Below are 17,440 nucleotides of genomic sequence, written 5' to 3'. Positions count from 1 at the left end.
CCGGCGGGCTCATAACCCGCAGACCAGTAGTTCAAATCTACTTCCCGCTATTTCTTGACGTTGCGTAAGCTTCGACGCGACTTGGTCGGTAAGTTTCACAGTCACAATAAATAACACCCGACCGAGTAGACAGCCGAATTCGGTCAGGACTGCCTTTGCACTTTGTCGATTTTACACTGGACACACAAGTCGTCAGCAAAACACGAAACGCTATCGTAGGGACAGTCGTACTCGTCTCCGCTGGCAGACTGACGGAGTTTCTCCCGGTGCCAGATACTTTCCCAGTCAGCAATATCCATGTCTGCAGACGTGAAGACGACATCATTATCTCGATTTGATATTTTTGCGACTGTGACCGAATGTTGGTTCTCTTTGACGACCTCGATCGCTTCTTCGTATGAGGAACAGGTGACTGTCTCCGTTCCAGTTCGATCATCCAAGAGTCGGACGGTAATCGAACCGTCGTATACCTCCGTCGGGTCCAGCCCTGAGGTCATAACGGATACACTCGAAATACTGTGTAAAAGCTTGGGAAGAACACTGTTCTCGAACTCTGGTCACTCCGACGTGTAAACTCATAACGCGGCTCTTTCAGAGCTATTACTCACTTATCCAGTTCTCTCACCAGCGATCAGCGTTCATACTCGAGGGTTGTGATCTACGGTTCCCAGTCGAACGGTTCTGTCACACTACCGTCAGTGAATCGCAGCGTCGCGCGAACACTACGGGACGAGGAGGTCTCACAGGCGGTCTCGAGCGGTTGGGGTCAGAGATCTGGACCTGACCGCCACTGAAGCAGCGCTTCGGCTAAATGTGTTTCTCGGTCGATAGAATTCTGACACTGGTTCTGCAAGCGACTCGCCGGCAATGCTGTGCAACGGAGATGTCTCGTCGATACCAGCAAACAGTACGTGACCAACTGATTCCAACGCCGTCTGGCGATTCAATAGAGCTGTCGATTCGGTCATCGAGCCCGCGAACAACCGGCCCTAAGGTGGACTCGACGCGGGACACGAAACTGCTGATACGGACCCCTGGCATAGGTCTGCTGTCAGTCAGTGCCGGTGGGGCCGCGGCCGTCCTGCGGGTACACTGGGATTCGTGACAGGAACCCGTCTCAGCCAGTGCCAGAAAACAGAGACAGCGAACCGTATGTGGAGGCGGGCTCGAGACGGCAGCCGACCGTCAGCTCTGGGTCGGCGTCGACGGTCGAATTACGTGTGTCGCTCGAGCAGGTCGTAGCTGCGCTCCCACTCGGCGTCGTCGTCGAAGTACCGTTCGGCCAGTGGCTCGTCGGGCAGTTCGCCGACGGCCCGTTTCTCCTCGGTGTAGGACGGTCGGTCCTCGTCGACGTAGTAGCGGCCGGTGAGGACGGTCCCCTCGTTTAAGACGTCCTCGGTCTCGCGCATCATCTCGGCGGCTTCGGCCCGGTTCGTGACGTCGAAGTCGTAGTCGTCGGACTCCTGGACGTCGACATAGGGGACGTACTGGCGGGCATCTTTGTTCCAGGTCGGACACTGAGTCAGGAAGTCGATGTGGGCGAAGCCGTCGTGTTCGATGGCCTCTTTGATGATTTCTTTGGCCTGGTTGGGGTTGACGGCGGCAGTGCGGGCGACGTAGCTCGCACCGGCGTTCAGCGACATCGACAGCGGCCGGATCGGCGTCTTCGCGCTGCCCGAGGGCTGCGTTTTGGACTTGTGGCCCTTCGGACTCGTCGGCGAGGTCTGGCCTTTCGTCAGGCCGAAGATCTCGTTGTTGAAGACGATGTAGGTGATGTCGTGGTTCTCGCGGGCCGAGTGGATGAAGTGGTTGCCACCGATCCCGTAGCCGTCGCCGTCACCGCCGGCGGCGATGACCTCGAGGTCGGGATTTGCGAGTTTGGCGGCTCGAGCCACGGGCAGCGAGCGCCCGTGGATCGTGTGGAAGCCGTAGGTGTCGAGATAGCTGTTGAGCTTGCCCGAACAGCCGATCCCGGTGACAGTCAGCACTTCTTCGGGCGTCTTGCCGGCCTCCGGCAGCGCCTGTTTCAGCGCCTTCAGGACGCCGAAGTCACCACAGCCTGGACACCAGGTTGGCTGTGGTTCGACACCGGGCGTGTACTCGTCCCGGTCGATTTCCCGTTCCTCTCCGATCGCGTTGAATGCACTCATTGGTCAGTCACCTGCAGCTGGTTCGATTCGTACCTGTGCGGTCGGTTCGCGCTCTTCCTCGACGAAGTTGACCTCGTAGCCCTCGACGATCTCGGCGGGCTCGAACGGCTCGCCGTTGTACTTCAGTAGGCTGGTCAGCTTCTCGCCGAACCGGCCCAGTTCCTTCTGGAGCAGGCCGCGGAACTGTGCGGTGGCGTTCATCTCGACGACCATCGCCTCGTCGACACTCTCGAGGAATTCGGTCACGTCGGCCTCGGCAAACGGCATCATGTCGGAGACGCTGATGCCTTTCACCGAGTGGCCGGCGTCGTTGAGTCGCTCGACGGCCTCCTCGACGGCACCCTGACTCGAGCCCCACGTGATGATCCCGTAGTCAGCCGTCTCGTCGCCGAAGTAAGTCTGAGTCGACGATTCTCGGCTGTCGAGGTCCTCACGGATCGACTCGAGTTTCTCGAGGCGGCGGTCCATCTGGGCGACGCGGTTGTCGGGGTCTTCGCTGATGTGGCCGACGGGGCTGTGTTCGTTGCCGGTCGCAAGGAAGCGCCCGCCCTTTTGGCCGGGGATCGAGCGCGATGCGACGCCGTTTTCGGCGTCCTCGTAGTTGAAGCGCTTGAACTTCCCGGAGTTGTCGTGGGCGGCCTCCCGGAGTTCCTCCTCGGTGAGCGTCGATCCGAGATCCGGCGCGGGTTCGCGGTCGAAAAAGTCGACATCGACGTTGGTGTTCTCGCCGGAGAGCTTCTGATCGTAGATGATGATCGCCGGGAGCTGGTAGTCCCAGGCGATTTCGAAGGCCAGCCGGGTCTGCTCGTAGGCTTCCTCGATGTTCCCGGGCGCGAAGACGACGCGCTGGGAATCGCCCTGACTCGTATAGAGGATGTGCTCTAAGTCGGACTGTTCGGGTTTCGTCGGCATCCCGGTCGAGGGACCGGCACGCATGGCCTCGATGAGGACCACCGGGGTCTCGGTCATCTCGGCGAGACCGAGCGGTTCGCTCATCAGCGCGAAGCCACCTCCCGAAGAGCCGGACATCGCCTTGACGCCGGCGTGGCTCGCACCGACGGCCAGCGCCGCAGCAGCGATCTCGTCTTCGACCTGCTCGGAGATGCCACCCATGTCGGGGAAGTTCTGGCTGAGGATGGTGAACACGTCCGTCCACGGCGTCATCGGGTAGCCGGAGATGAACCGACAGCCGGCGTCGATCGCGCCGTAGGCGATCGCGTTCGAGCCCGACAACAGCGCCTGCTCAGCCTCGTGCGAGCCTTCGGGGGCTCGCAGGTCGTGCTCGAAGTCGTATTCCTCGGTAACGGTATCGTATGCCTCGTGGAGGATCTCGAGGTTCGCCTCGAGCACGTCGCCGCCCATCGCGTCGGACATCAGGTCCTCGATGTGTTCGAGATCCATCTCGAGCAGCGCAGCCGTCGCGCCGACGCCAGCAGTGTTACGCATGACCTCGCGGCCGTGCTCGCGGGCGAGTCCCCGGAGGTCCATCGGGAAGACGTGCCAGTCGTTTTCCTCGGCACGGGCCTCGAGATCGAGTGCGTCGACGTCTTCCTCGCTGATGAGGCCTTCGTCGTAGATGATGATCCCGCCCTCGCGGAGTTCATCAAGGTTCTCCGAGAGCGGCTTGATCTCTTCGTTGCCGTAGAAGGCGTCTTCCTGTGGGTTCCGGGCGAAGGAGTCGCCCAGTGCGAGCAGGAAGTTGTAGCCGTCTCCACGTGACTGTACCTTGTGGTCTGCGGCACGAATCTCGACGTACGTGTGGCCGCCGCGAATCCGCGACGGATAGTGCCGGTGAGTGAATACGTCGAGCCCCGAGCGCATCAGCGCCTTGGCAAAGTTCTGGCTCGTCGAGTCGATCCCGTCACCGGAACCGCCCGCGATTCGCCAGATAAGTTCGTCGCTACTCATAGTGGATCAGTGGCCGATGGGCCAACCGTATTCGAATTTTCGCACTACCGTGCCTAAAGCCTTTGCTATGGATTGACAAGTATCTTTCGTGAAGAATGAACATCCATTGAATAATATGGCATGGAAGATCATTATCGATAAGCCGATGCCGCGTTCTCCCTCATTACGTCAGCGTGATCGATCACTGTCCGATGATCGACCGGCGGTACCTTTTATATCCTATTCATGCTATCCTATCCCATGGGTTACATCGTTCGGATGCCGAAACTCGGGCTCGAGATGGAACGCGGGACGCTCCTCGAATGGGCGATCGATGAGGGCGACTCGGTCTCGGAGGGAGAGTTAGTCGCGGAAGTGGAGTCTGAAAAGAGTATCGGAGAGATCGAGGCTCGCGAAGACGGCGTGTTGCGACGAACCTACCTCGAGGTCGACGAGACGGTGCCGCCGGGAACCCCCATCGGGATCGTCGCGCCGGCGGAGGCCGACATCGGCGATCTCGAGGCCGAAGCGACGGCCGATCTCGAAGCCGACGTCGAGGTCGAGGAGGGCGAACCCGAGCCGGAACCGGACGAGGGAGCGGCTGAACCGACCGCAAGCGGGACCGAAACCAGCGCTGGCGGCACGACAGCCGACGAGATCACGGCCTCGCCCCGGGCCCGAGACCGGGCGGACGAGTTGGGTGTCGAGCTGACGACAGTCGAGGGGACCGGTTATCAGGGATCGATCACCGAAGAAGACGTCGAACGGGTGGCCAGCGAGGGGGCGGGTGCCGGCAAACCGGACGCGTCGCCGCGAGCGCGTGCTCGCGCGGACGAACTGGGCGTCGACCTTGCGGCCGTCGACGGGAGCGGCTATCAGGGCGCGATCACCCAAGAGGACGTCGAAGCAGCTGCGGTGGAGACTGGCGGGACAAGCCGTACCCTCGCTGAAGAGCGGCCGTTCGGCGGGATGCGCCAGACGATCGCCTCGCGGTTGAGCGAGAGCGACCGTGAGGCCGCCCACGTGACCGTCCACCGCGAGGCCGATGCCGAGGCATTGCTTTCGGCTGCCGACGCCGCCGATGCGACCCTCAAGACCGATATTTCGGTCCAGGACGTCCTTCTCCGGGCCATCTCGGCGACGCTCGCGGATCATCCCGCGTTCAATGCGACGTTCGAAGACGATGTCCACGAACTCTGGGAGGAACACAACGTCGGCATCGCCGTCGATATCGAACAGGGGCTGATCGCGCCGGTACTCCCGGATGTCGAAAGCAAATCACTTGCTGAACTCGCCGACGAGCGACGAACCCTCGTCGACCGCGCGATCAGCGGCGACTACACCATGGACGACCTCCAGGGAGGGACGTTCACCGTAACAAATCTCGGCGTTCTCGGCGTCGAGGCGTTCGATCCGATCATCAATCCGCCACAGGTTGCCATCCTCGGTGTCGACGCCATCGCCGAGCAACCGACCCGCGGCGACGATAACGGTCTCGAGTGGCGACGCCACCTCCCGTTCGATCTCTCGTTCGACCACCGGGTCGTCGACGGGGCGGATGCAGCCCGGTTCCTCGAGACACTCGTCGACTACGTCGAGGAGCCGTGGCCGCTGCTGCCGGACGAGGTCGCAGACGCAGCTGAGCGCGGGACCGCCGGGGCAGAAACGGAGATGCCAGGCCGATCGGTTACCGCCACGAACCCCGAGGGAATGCGAGGCCGTATCGAGGCCGGCTCTTTCGAGTGGACGTACGACGAGCCCGAATCCAGCGGCGGCACCGAGACCGGCCCGACCCCGGTCGACGTCGCCCTCAGTGGCCTCGCCGCCTGTCTCTCGCTGAGTACCCGATTCCAGGCGAGCAAACGCGACATGTCGGTCGCGGAGATCCAGGTCGACGTCGATGCGACGCCGGAGGAGGGATCAGTCGAGGACATCGCGGCGACGATCCGCCTTGCAACCGACGAAGACGACGAGGCCGTCGACCGGCTCGTCGACCTCGGGGAGCGGGGCTGTCACGTCTCGCAGATGCTTCGGGAGGACCTCGAGTTGGACCTCACCTGGGAGCGCCTCTAAAATCGGCCGGGCCGTTTGACGGTCCCGTTACTCTGGATACGTCCGATCCGGTTCCGGCATCGCGTCAACGTTCGCCGCGGTCTCGAAGATCGCGCCGTTGAGTTCGTCGGCGGTGTCGAAGTACCAGTACTCGGTGCCGCCGTAGTTGCCGCTCTGGATGACCGGTAGGCCAGCGTCCTCGAACGCCTCGACGACCGCGTGCGGATCGTCGAACGCGAAACAGGCAACGTGATGGAGCCCTTCGCCGTGGTCCTCGAGATGTTCCGTGTAAATGCTCTCACCCTCGAGCGGTTCGATCAGCTCGATCATCGTCTCGCCGAGCTGGGTGAGCGCGAGTACCATCGAATACTCGTGTGACTCGCCGTGGTAGGTCCGGTCGGTGAGCGTCGGCGGCTCGAACCGGTAGACTTCCCAGGGGCCAACCCCGAGGATCGAGCCGAACCGGTCCATCCCGTCGTCGATATCCTCGACGACGAACGCGATCTGCGACAGTTCCGGAATTTCGACATCTACATGTGGAATGTTATCTGTTGCCATTGTAGCGGATATCGCTACCACGACAGTCGACGTAACGCTTTGCCCGCCGACTCGGAGCGGCTACTCTCTCTGCGGCTCGTCGACGGCGGGAATCTCGAAGCCGCCCGCTTGTGCACCCCGCTCGAGCGTCGCGTCGATATCGACGAGTCGCGGCCCGTCCGGAACAGGCGTCAGTTCGACCGTCGCGTCGGTGAGTTCGAGTTCGCGCTCGCCGTCGGCACCGACGACACCGTCGGGCACGTCGAACGTGGCGGGTTCGCCCGGCTCGAGTCGGTCGCACGACGTGACGCCGACCGTCGCGGTGACGCCCGGCGCGACGATCGCGCGGACACATCGGGGCGCATCGTCGGGATCAGTAAGTCGGACGGCGACGCCGCCGGGGTCGGTGGGGGAAAGTGGCTCGAGAGCGCCTGCGACGGCTGGGAGCCCGATGTTACTGGGGTGGGCCTGTGACACGACCCCGCCACGGAGGTCGGACGGATCGAGCAGCGCGCGTGTCCCAATAAACGACTTCGAGGAGACCTCTGCGGCTGCAAGTCCGGTCAGCCGCCGCTCGCCGGTCGACGTCTCGGCGCGTGCCTCGACCGTACCGTGTCGCGTTGTCACCGCGTCGGCTGGGACCGTTCCAGTCGCGACGAGTGCCGCAGCCGCGCCCGCAACGGTGCCGTCGACGGCCGACGGCACGACGTTGTTCGTCCCCGTCGAAACCGCGACCAGTGGCACGTCGCCGAGTTCGAGCGCGGCGTCGCGGGTCGTGCCGTCGCCGCCGAGGACGACTGCAGCGTCGGCTTCCTCGCGAAAGCGGGCTGCTGCCCGTCGGGTGTCGGCCGAACTCTCCTCGATCGGCATCTCGAGCGTCGTCGCGTCGGTCTCCGCGGGAGCCTCCGCGACCGCGTGGTCGGCGATTCCCGTCCGGTCGGGCATGACGAGCACCTCGAGGGGCTCGCCCGTGATGGTCAAGCCGTCACAGACACACTCGGCGACCCGGCGCTTCGCGTAGTTGTCGACGACGCTCGCGCCGCCGGTGAGCCGGCGAATGTCACGACCTGCCGCGGGGTTGACGATCAGTCCGATAGTCGCCACGTGGCGGCCCCGCTACGAGATCCGCTGGATCGCGGCTTTGACGTCGTCGTCGCCGGGCAGGACCTCCTGCTCGAGCGGCGGGCTGAACGGCATGTGCGTGTCAGGCGTGCCGACCCGCATGATCGGTGCGTCGAGGCTGAAGAACGCCTCTTCTTGGACACGAGCGATGATTTCCGCGTGCGTCCCATACGAAAGCGGACTCTCGTCAGCGACGACCAGCCGGCCGGTCTTCTCGACGCTCTCGACGATCGTGTCGGTATCGAGCGGATACAGCGAGCGCGGGTCGATGACCTCGACGCTCACGTCGCCCTCGAGCGAGTCAGCTACGCCGAGTGACTCGCCGACGAGTCGCTGGGTGGCGACGACGGTGACGTCCTCGCCCTCGCGTTCGACGGCCGCCTTCCCGATCGGAACCGTGAAGTCCTCGTCGGTCGGGACTTGGCCCGACTGCTCGTAGATCATTTTGTTCTCGAAGACGAAGACGGGGTCATCCGAGCGGATGGCGGCCTTTGTCAGCCCTTTTGCACTCGCGGCGGTTCCCGGCGCGACGGCCTTCAGTCCTGGGAAGTGTGCGATCCAGGTATGGACCGTCCCCGAGTGCTGGCTGGCAGCACCCATCCCACCGCCCTCTGTCGTTCGGACGGTGACTGGGAGTTCGGCTTTCCCGCCGAACATGTAGTGCATCTTCGCCATCTGGTTCATGATCTGTTCCATCGAGACGCCCATGAAATCCGAGAACATGAGCTCGACGACCGGCCGCGTGCCCGTCGCCGCTGCGCCGGTTGCCGCACCCATAAAGCCGGCCTCACTGATCGGCGTATCCCGGACCCGCTCGCCGCCGAACTCCTCGTAGAGGCCGCCCGTTACCTCGAGGACGCCGCCAAAGAGCCCGACGTCTTCGCCCATCAGGTAGACATCCTCGTCACGCTCGAGTTCTTCGCGGAGGCCCTGTCGGATCGCCTCCCGTACGGTCATCGTCTCGGTTTCGAGTTCGAGTTCTGCCTGTGCTGTCATCGGTGGTCACCGCCGTTTGCGCCGCCGTCGGTCCGTGCGACGTTCGCAAAGTGCTGGAGTTCTGGTGGCTGGTCGACGAACATGTCCTCGTAGGCCGCGCTTGGCTCCGGATAGTCCGCTGCCTGCGCGTACTCGATGGCGTCGTCGATCGTCGACTCGATCTCGGACTCGAGGTCGTCGAACTCCTCTTGGGTCAGTTCGCCGCGCTCGATCAGTCGGTCTTTGAACGATTCAATCGGATCTTGCTCTTTCCAGCGTTCGATCTCATCGTCGTCGCGGTAGGGCTCCTCGTCGCCCTCGTAGTGGCCGCGGTAGCGGTACGTCTGGGCTTCGACCATCGTCGGCCCGTCGCCGGCACGGGCTCGGTCACGGGCTTCAGCGACGGCCTCCGCGACGGCAGTGATGTCCATGCCGTCGACCGTCACGCCGGGGATGTCGTAGGCCTGGGCCGTATCGCTCAGGTTGTCGAGGTTGTGCTGTTTCTCGACCGGCGTCCCCTCCCCATAGTGGTTGTTCTCGACGACGAAGATGGCCGGCAGGTCCCAGGTCGAGGCGAGGTTGATCGCTTCGTGGACCTGTCCCTGCGCGACGGCTCCGTCACCGAGGAAGCCGACCGCGACCTCGTCGCGGTCTTGGTAGTCGATGGACAGCGCCGCGCCGGTCGCCATCGGCGGCCCCGCACCGACGATGCCGTTCGCGCCGAGCATCCCGGCGTCGACGTCCGCGATGTGCATCGACCCACCCTTGCCGTTACAGTAGCCCTCAGCCTTGCCGTAGAGTTCGGCCATCATATACTTCGGATCGAGCCCCTTCGCGATACAGTGGCCGTGCCCACGATGTGTACTCGCGATATAGTCGTCGGACTCGAGTGCCGCACAGGTGCCGACACCGACCGCCTCCTCACCGATATAGAGATGGACGAAACCCGGAATCTCGCCGTCTGCGAATCGATTCCCCGCCTCCTGGTCGAACGCCCGGATCGTTACCATCCGGCGTAACGCCTCTTGCCTGCCATCCGCACTGTCAAGGTCTAACTCTGTCATTGTGCCACTACTGTGGTACGGTACCACCACACATATATCTAGCAGCTATCTTTAGGTGGTACCACTCGAGAAACCAGTCGAGAATCGTGAATGTGTCCGATATCGGCGAATTCGATTCGATAATTGCTGTACGCGACGGTCAGGCCAGCGACCGTCGATTGCTGTTCGCGTCTCGGCTCTTTGCTGTTGTAACTCGAGTCCGTCGTCATCGTGCAGACCGGACTGACCGGTTCGACTACTTCGCGAGCCTGTCGGGATCAACCGGCTCGAGCCCCGTTTCATGGACGAAATCAGCAAGGAAGTCGGCCCGATCAGGGAGTTCGCTCGGCCGATGCGAGTCGGTGCCGACGGTCACGGCCACGTCGTACTCGCGCAGAATGGAGAGAAATCGGTCGGACGGGTGGACGATGTCGGCGTCGGACAGCGCCCGTCCGGCGTTGACCTCCGGAATCGTCCGCGACTCGGCGAACGCCCGTGCCACGCGTCGATAGTGGTCGTCGGTCGCTCGGCCCCGCAGCGGCGGCGTCCGCTCGAGTAAATCGACGTGCGCTGCGATCTCGAACAGTTCCGATTCGACGAGTGCAACGAGTTGTTCGAAATACGCGTCGACGACCGCATCACACTCGGTGTTGCTCATCGAATCGAAGTGGGACGGAACCTGCACGTTGCGACCATCGACGTCGTGGACGCTCCCGATCGCATAGTCGAAGCCCGCCTCCGAGAGAAAGGCGTCGATGGCGGCCTCGTCGCGCGGATCGTAGTCCATCTCGACGGCGTCGTAGATCTCGAGGTCGAACTCCTCGCGCAGGCGGTCGATCCCCTGCCGCCGGCGCTCGTAGGTAAGATCGAGGTTGAACCCGTAGACGCTACGCATCGACGCGTGGTGGTCACGCGTGGCCACGTTGCAGTGGTCGGCGAAGCCGACGCCCTCGAGTCCGGCCGACGCGGCGGCTTGGGCCATCGACCGGAGGAATTCGCCGTCCGAGTAGTTCGAGTGGACGTGAAAATCCCGCATATGTCGTCGACCACAGACGGTGGGTTAGGTGTTACGCTCGAGAAAAGACACTCGAGCTGACATGCCGTTCGACTGCGATCGGTTGGTTTGCGCGGATACAGCGCGCGCCGCGTGCCGGCAGAACGCCGGTGTCGGTTCGCTACTCGTTGCGCGGGTTGCTCGGGTGGTAGTCTGTGTCGTACTTGCCGGGCTGGTCGTCGACGCGGTCGGGGTTGAGCCGGCCCGACAGGAGCATGAAGTCGACGAGCGTCAGCGCGAGCATCGCCTCGACGACGGGGACGCCACGCGGCGGGAGGACGGGGTCGTGGCGGCCGATGACCTTCTCCTCTTTGAGTTCGCCGGTTTCCCAGTCGGCGGTCTGCTGGGCCTTCGGGATCGACGTCGGTGCGTGCAGCGTGACCTCGCCGTAGATCGGTTCGCCGGAGCTGATACCGCCCTGAATGCCGCCGTGGTCGTTCTCGACCGGCGTCGGATTGCCCCACGTTCGCGGCTCGTCGCCGTCGTCTCGCGGCTTCGCCGCTTGACTGTCCGCGGAGCTTTGCTCCGCGCTACTCTCCTCCGAGGCGCGATGCCCCTCGCTGTCGTCGAACTCCCAGTCGTCGTTGCGCTCTTTGCCGGTCCACTCGGCAGCCTCGGTTCCGAGGCCGAACTCGAAAGCCGTCGCCGCCGGGACGGCCATCATGGCCTGGCCGAGTCGCGCGGAGAGGGAGTCAAAGCGCGGCGCGCCGAGGCCGACGGGGACGCCCTGTGCCTCGAAGTAGATGCTGCCGCCGATGGAGTCGCCTTCCTCCTGATACTCCGCGATCCGCTCTTGCATCTCCTCGGCGGTTTCGGGGTGGGCACACCGAACGTCGTTTTCCTCGCTGTGCTCGAGCATCTCCTCGAAGCTCACCTCGGGGGCCTCAATGTCACCGATCTGGTTGACGTGGGCTTTGAGTTCGATCCCTTCGCGTGCGAGCAGTTTCTTTGCGATCGCGCCTGCGGCGACCCAGTTGACCGTTTCGCGGGCCGACGAGCGGCCGCCGCCGCCCCAGTTGCGGGTGCCGAACTTTGCCGAGTAAGTAAAGTCGCCGTGGCTGGGTCGTGGCGCGGTGATGAACGGTTCGTACTTGCCCGAGCGGGCGTCTTTGTTCTGGATGACGAGCCCGATCGGCGTCCCTGTCGTGTAGCCGTCCTGAATCCCGGATTTGATCGAGACGGCGTCGGGTTCGCCACGGCTGGTCGTGATCATCGACTGGCCCGGCTTGCGCCGATCGAGGTCTTCCTGAATGTCCTCTGCGGAGAGCTCGAGGCCGGCGGGACAGCCCGAGATGGTACAGCCCATCGCCTCCCCGTGGCTCTCGCCGAACGTGGTCACCTGAAAGAGGCGACCGAAGCGGTTGCCGTTCATTATCACGTCCTCAGAGACGGGGACACTTAGCCCTGCAGGATTCTCGCACGACGCTCGAACGCTGTCTAGATAGATCGGATCGAACTGTTACTGACAGCGGGCAGCGAACGCGTATGCCAACACACGTCACGTAGGCGTGTGGCCCAACAATCGTTGGCTGTCGCTGCAGGCGACGTGCGTATCTATTTGTTGCATGCCAACACACAACTACCCATGGGCGACGAACAGTTCGAGCCCGATCTGTATGCGCTCCGGGAAGCGGCCGACGAGTTCCCGTTCGACGATGTCGTCCGCTTGCTCGGGGACCGCCACACCCGCGCCGTGCTCGTCTATCTCCACGACCATCCAGCGCCGACGCTCGAGGAACTTGCCGATGTGGTCACTGCCAAAGTCGCAAGCGAGACGGGAGCGATCGCTGCGCCGTCCGATCGCGAGCAGATTCAGCTGCGACTGTATCACGCGATCCTTCCTCGACTCGCTGAACTGGGGTTCATCGCGTTCGATACCGAGACGAAGGCCGTCTCTGAGACCGACATTCCGGACGCCGTCAGCGACGCGTTGGGCGTGACCGACACGGAAGCATGAACTCGCTTGGTGAATTCATCGAAACGGTCGAACGCGAGCGAAAAACGCTCGAGGTCCACACCAACGACGACGCGATCCTCGAGGCACTGCGCCGGCAGTTCGAGACGCGAAACGTCGATGTCCGCCACCAGTCGCTCGGCTCGCTCGACGAGCCGGGGTTCGTGATCATACGGGATGTCACCGGTGAGTTTCGGGGCGCGCTGGGGCTCGACGGATTTCAGGCGATGCTCTCGCCGCGGATTCATCCGCCGTGGGAGCTTGCGGAGACGGCGGATGACCGAACGAACCTGTTCAGCTTCCTCGAGAAGACACTGTTTACGTCGTATCGCCCGCGGCAGATGTTGGCAACGTCCCGCGAGATTGAAGATCGGGCGTGGCGCGTCGGCACTGGTCGACTGTACACGGGCTTCGAACGTGCGACGGCGCTTGCCGCACAGCGAGAGGTCTACGATCGGTTCGGGAGCTACGGCTCGCTGACGGTCGCGGTGTTTCTCGGCGACGACTGGACCGAGCCGGTCCCCGAGGGAGTGACCGTCGTCTCTGAGACCGGCAGCGAACTCGGCAACTACTGGTTCGTGGTCTTCGATGGTGGCGACAACGAACTGGAAGCCTGTGCGTTACTCGCAAAAGAGCGCCGTCCGGACGAATTCTACGGGTTCTGGACGTACGATCCGGAGCTGGTCGAACGGCTGGTTACGTATCTCGAGACGACGTACGACGTGTCATAGCTTTCATGAGATCGGAAGTGTACGAGTGTCAGCACGGCTCGGACACGATGCGACCCGCGCGTTGCCGGCGTCGTACTCGAGGAGACCGAACTGAGACAGCATGGAGAGGTGGACGTGGTGGCGCGAGATCGCGACGTGCTCGACGCACTCGTGGCCTGTGTCGTGGTTCTGTTCTCGCGTGGCGATTGCCGACGCCAGCGCGGTGAGGTCGACGGGGTCGGCCCGTCCTGCAAAGTGCTCGAGGACGAGCCGACACCGTTGGGACGCGAGCAATCGGTCGCGCTCGTCCACGATGGGAGGGACCTCCAGACGATCGCGTAGCGATTGTGTCATCGTTTTCTACTCGTTCCGGGCTTTCCGGAAGCGTGCGCTAGATATAATTAGGTAATTCTCTGCTGGGAACCCGCCATATGTCGCCCCCACTACAGTCCCGTATCCACACGCTGGACTGCCTGTGGGAATCTCGTTTTCCCGTTCCGGAATACGCTCCGTCGGCGGAGGGGTTATAGGGACCGAGTCGCGTTGTAGAACGCAATGACGGCTTCCGCGTTGACCGAAAACCTCCGGGAAACGCTTGCATGTTTCGACGACGCTGGGGTCCCACGGACGACCAACGAGGTGGCTGACAGGCTCGATCTCGGGAGACGGAGCACGTACGACCGGTTGGATCGGCTCGTCGAGCACGGCCGACTCGAGACCAAGAAAGTCGGAGCGAGTGCACGTGTCTGGTGGCGACCACCGTCAGCGGCCGATCGGACCACCGCCGGCGAGGACCGTCCCGCCGTTGCTGGACCGCTGATCGACGTAATCGATGCCGCCGAGATCGGCCTCTTCGTCCTCGATGCGGACCGCGAGGTGGTGTGGCTCAACGAGACGGCCGAGCGGTATTTCGGTCTCGACCGCGACGGTGCCCTCGGCCGGGACAACCGAGCGCTCGTAACCGAGCACCTCTCGACCGTCGTCGACGACGGTGTTTCGTTCGCCAATGCCGTGCTGGCGGCCGACGAAGATAATACGGACATCGAACGGTTCGAGTGTCACGTCACGGCCGGCGAAGACCGCGAGGAACGCTGGCTCGAATACCGGAGCAAGCCGATCGAGTCCGGCGATTATGCTGGCTCGAATCGAACTCTACTACGACGTGACAGATCGGAAACGCTCGGCACACGCCTGTCACACGGAACGAACCCTCCTCGAGCGCGTCCTCGAGGCCAGTCCGACGGGGATCGCAATCTTCGATACCGACGGCGAAATCCGGCGCGCAAACCAACAGTTCTCGAAGTGTCTGGGGTTGACTGGGACCGACCCGGAAACATACGTGCTTGGCGGCTTGCCCCTGCTCGACGAGGACGGGGATGTGATCCCATATTCGGAGCGGCCAGCAGCGCGGGCGCTCGCGACCGGCGAGTCGGTCGTCAACCAGCACGGTCAGGTCGAGGGTTGTGACGGACAGACGCGGTGGCTCTCAATAAACGCTGAGCCACTCGACGATGACGCCGGTGTCATCGTTACGGTCGACGACATTACGCAACTGAAAGAGCAGGCGAAACGTCTCGAGCGCCAGCACGACGACCTCGAAGCCGAACTCGATGCGGTCTTCGAGCGGATCGACGACGCGTTCTACGCACTCGACGACGAGTTCCGATTTACCTACGTCAACGACCGCGCCGAAACGTTGCTGGGCCACGCCGAATCCGAACTGCTTGGCAGAAACATCTGGCAGGCGCTGTCCGTCCCCGTCGATGATCCGCTCCGTGACCGGTACGAAACGGCGCTGGCTACCCAGACTGCGACGAGTTTCGAACGCTACTCTGCGCCGCTCGACATCTGAGAGATCGTCAAGGTGTTCCCTTCGGAGTCCGGGCTCTCGGTTTACTTTACGGATATTAGCGAGCAAAAGGAGCGCGAACGTGACCTCGAAGAATCGGAACGTCGCTATCGCACCCTCGTCGAGAACTTCCCGAACGGCATGGTCACACTCTTCGACGACGATCTCGAGTACACGCTTGTCGGTGGCGAGCTCGTCAAACAGTGTCGTCTTGGTCCGGACCAACTTGTCGGCGCGCCAGCCGGCACATTGTTCACCGAGCCAGCAACCTGCGATCAGGTCGAGACAGCCTATCAGCGCGCGCTCGAGGGCGAAACGACGACGTTCGAGGTGACACAAGACGGCCGCGAGCTGTGGATACATGTCTCTCCCGTAACCGACGACGATGGGATCGTGTTCAGCGGCATGGCAATTTATCAGGACATCACTGAGCGCAAACGAAAAGAGCGCCAGCTCCGCGAACACGAGGCCAGCCTCGAGCGAACGACGGAACTGCTCGAACAATCACAGCAACTGGCCAACGTTGGGGCCTGGGAACTCGACGTGAGTACGACGCCTGCCGACCTCCGGTGGACCGACGAGGTTTATCGCATCCACGGGCTCTCGCCGGAGCAGGAGGTCGACCTCGCGGACGGGATTTCGTTCTACCATCCCGAAGATCGGCCGCGGATCCGCGAGGCGATCGAGCACGCGATCGAGGAGGGCGAGTCGTTTGATCTAACACTTCGATTACAGCCTGACGATGGCGACCAACGATGGGTTCGAGCGATTTGTAATGTCGTGCAAACTGACGGCGAAGTGGTCGCGCTCCGTGGTGCGTTTCAGGACATCACTGAACGGATCGAGCACGAACAGGACCTCGAGCGCCAGCGCGAGCAACTCGCTGCACTCAATAATCTCAACGATGTCGTCCGCAGCATCACCGACGAGGTGATCGCGCAGTCGACACGCGAAGAGATCGAGCGCGTCGTCTGCGAGCGCCTCGCCGAGGCAGAGTCGTATCTGTTCGCCTGGGTCGGCGACGTCGACGTTGGCTCACAGACGGTGAACCTGCGAGCAGAGGCTGGCGTTGAGGGCTATCTCGACGAGATCACGATCTCGACCGATCCCGACGACGAGCGCAGCAAAGGGCCAACGGGACGGGCGATTCTCGAGCGTGAGATTCAGACGACACAGGATATCGAGGCTGACAGCAGACATGACCCTTGGCGCGACCATATCGAACGGTACGGCTTCCGCTCGTCGGCAGCGATCCCAATCATCTACGAGGACACCGTCTACGGGGTATTGAACGTTTATGCTGACCGACCGAACGCGTTCGAGGGTGAGGAACGGACGGTTATCAGTCAACTTGGAGAGGTCGTGGGCCACGCGATCGCTGCCACCGAGCGCAAGCGGGCGTTGATGAGCGACGACGTCGTCGAACTCCAGTTTCGTGTTCGCGATATCTTTGCCGCCGTCGGAGCCAACGCGACGGCCGCCGGCACGATCACGCTCGACCACATCATCCCCATCGAGAACGACGAGTATCTCGCCTACGGGACGCTCACCGAGGATGCTATCGCAGGGATGGACGCGCTCGTCGACACGATCCCACACTGGGCGGACATAACCTACCGGACCGCAGACGGGCCAACGAGTTTCGAACTCCGGCTTTCCGATCCACCGGTGCTGTCGACGGTCGCCTCGCTGGGCGGGGCCATCGAGCGGGTCGTCGTCGAAGACGGCGACTACCGGATGACGGTCCTCCTCGCACCGGGTGCCGACGTTCGGCGCGCAATCGATGTCGTACAGACGACCTATCCAGCCGCGGAACTGCTGAAACACCGCCAGATCACGCGCCCCGACACGACCGCCGAACGCATCCGCCACGTGCTGACAGACGAGCTTACTGATCGCCAGCGAGCGGCCCTCGAGGCAGCCTATCACGCGGGCTTTTTCGAGTGGCCCCGCGACGCCTCCGGCGAGGACGTCTCTGCGTCGCTCGAGATCGCACCGGCGACGTTCCATCAGCACCTCCGGCGCGCACAGAAGAAGATCTTCAACTCGTTACTTTCGAGCTCGAGAGGACCGTGACCGCGTCGTGTGTCGGCCGCCCGACGCCACA

The 17,440-nt window shown here is 63.0% G+C and carries 13 protein-coding genes and 1 pseudogene; 4 read left to right on the top strand and 10 right to left on the bottom strand.

Annotated elements, in window-relative coordinates:
* Nucleotides 1-143 precede the first annotated feature (143 nt).
* The 3 genes from BSG09_RS16590 to BSG09_RS16580 form a co-directional block, all read right to left on the bottom strand.
* Nucleotides 144-497 (bottom strand): hypothetical protein, encoded by a 354-nt coding sequence (locus BSG09_RS16590; RefSeq protein WP_092935085.1) that lies wholly within the window; start codon nucleotides 495-497, stop codon nucleotides 144-146.
* Between the two features lie 717 nt (nucleotides 498-1,214).
* On the bottom strand, nucleotides 1,215-2,150 hold the full coding sequence (locus tag BSG09_RS16585; RefSeq protein WP_092935083.1) for a thiamine pyrophosphate-dependent enzyme: 936 nt from the start codon (nucleotides 2,148-2,150) through the stop codon (nucleotides 1,215-1,217).
* A 3-nt stretch (nucleotides 2,151-2,153) separates the two neighbouring features.
* On the bottom strand, nucleotides 2,154-4,058 hold the full coding sequence (locus tag BSG09_RS16580; RefSeq protein ID WP_092935081.1) for a 2-oxoacid:acceptor oxidoreductase subunit alpha: 1,905 nt from the start codon (nucleotides 4,056-4,058) through the stop codon (nucleotides 2,154-2,156).
* A 240-nt stretch (nucleotides 4,059-4,298) separates the two neighbouring features.
* Here BSG09_RS16580 and BSG09_RS16575 point away from each other — a divergent pair, with 240 nt between their 5' ends.
* Nucleotides 4,299-6,110, top strand: coding sequence for a 2-oxo acid dehydrogenase subunit E2 (locus BSG09_RS16575; RefSeq protein WP_092935079.1), 1,812 nt, complete (start codon nucleotides 4,299-4,301; stop codon nucleotides 6,108-6,110).
* Nucleotides 6,111-6,137: 27 nt separating this feature from the next.
* On the opposite strand, the gene BSG09_RS16570 is transcribed toward BSG09_RS16575, so the two are convergent.
* The 6 genes from BSG09_RS16570 to aroC all read right to left on the bottom strand — a co-directional run bounded on the left by BSG09_RS16570 (nucleotide 6,138) and on the right by aroC (nucleotide 12,192).
* Nucleotides 6,138-6,647 carry a VOC family protein gene (locus BSG09_RS16570; RefSeq protein WP_092935077.1) on the bottom strand — a complete coding sequence of 170 codons (510 nt, stop codon included), beginning with the start codon at nucleotides 6,645-6,647 and terminating at the stop codon, nucleotides 6,138-6,140.
* 60 nt (nucleotides 6,648-6,707) lie between these two features.
* A complete protein-coding gene (locus BSG09_RS16565; protein ID WP_092935075.1) occupies nucleotides 6,708-7,730 on the bottom strand; it encodes an NAD(+)/NADH kinase in 1,023 nt (340 codons plus the stop codon).
* A 12-nt stretch (nucleotides 7,731-7,742) separates the two neighbouring features.
* Nucleotides 7,743-8,744 (bottom strand): alpha-ketoacid dehydrogenase subunit beta, encoded by a 1,002-nt coding sequence (locus tag BSG09_RS16560; protein WP_092935073.1) that lies wholly within the window; start codon nucleotides 8,742-8,744, stop codon nucleotides 7,743-7,745.
* Nucleotides 8,741-9,787 (bottom strand): thiamine pyrophosphate-dependent dehydrogenase E1 component subunit alpha, encoded by a 1,047-nt coding sequence (locus tag BSG09_RS16555; RefSeq protein ID WP_092935071.1) that lies wholly within the window; start codon nucleotides 9,785-9,787, stop codon nucleotides 8,741-8,743. Before BSG09_RS16555 ends, BSG09_RS16560 begins: the two co-directional genes overlap by 4 nt.
* 235 nt (nucleotides 9,788-10,022) lie before the next feature.
* On the bottom strand, nucleotides 10,023-10,802 hold the full coding sequence (locus tag BSG09_RS16550) for a PHP domain-containing protein (RefSeq protein WP_092935069.1): 780 nt from the start codon (nucleotides 10,800-10,802) through the stop codon (nucleotides 10,023-10,025).
* Between the two features lie 139 nt (nucleotides 10,803-10,941).
* Entirely contained in the window at nucleotides 10,942-12,192 is a 1,251-nt protein-coding gene (gene aroC / locus BSG09_RS16545) for a chorismate synthase (RefSeq protein WP_092935067.1), read from the bottom strand.
* A 213-nt stretch (nucleotides 12,193-12,405) separates the two neighbouring features.
* On the opposite strand from aroC, the gene BSG09_RS16540 reads away from it, so the two are divergent.
* A complete protein-coding gene (locus BSG09_RS16540; protein WP_092935065.1) occupies nucleotides 12,406-12,777 on the top strand; it encodes a DUF7344 domain-containing protein in 372 nt (123 codons plus the stop codon).
* The gene (locus tag BSG09_RS16535) at nucleotides 12,774-13,505 is read left to right on the top strand and encodes a DICT sensory domain-containing protein (protein WP_092935063.1); all 732 of its coding nucleotides are present in this window, start codon (nucleotides 12,774-12,776) and stop codon (nucleotides 13,503-13,505) included. Before BSG09_RS16540 ends, BSG09_RS16535 begins: the two co-directional genes overlap by 4 nt.
* Nucleotides 13,506-13,508: 3 nt before the next feature.
* On the opposite strand, the gene BSG09_RS16530 is transcribed toward BSG09_RS16535, so the two are convergent.
* Entirely contained in the window at nucleotides 13,509-13,796 is a 288-nt protein-coding gene (locus BSG09_RS16530; RefSeq protein ID WP_139246253.1) for a DUF7344 domain-containing protein, read from the bottom strand.
* 243 nt (nucleotides 13,797-14,039) lie between these two features.
* Between BSG09_RS16530 and BSG09_RS16525 the strand changes: the two are divergent.
* Nucleotides 14,040-17,409: pseudogene (locus tag BSG09_RS16525) on the top strand (PAS domain S-box protein).
* Nucleotides 17,410-17,440: the final 31 nt, after the last annotated feature.

It is taken from the genome of Natrinema hispanicum, assembly GCF_900111485.1.
GTDB lineage: Archaea > Halobacteriota > Halobacteria > Halobacteriales > Natrialbaceae > Natrinema > Natrinema hispanicum_A.
The sequence above is the reverse complement of the archived record's forward strand: the minus strand, read 5'-3'. Positions and strand labels throughout refer to the sequence as shown.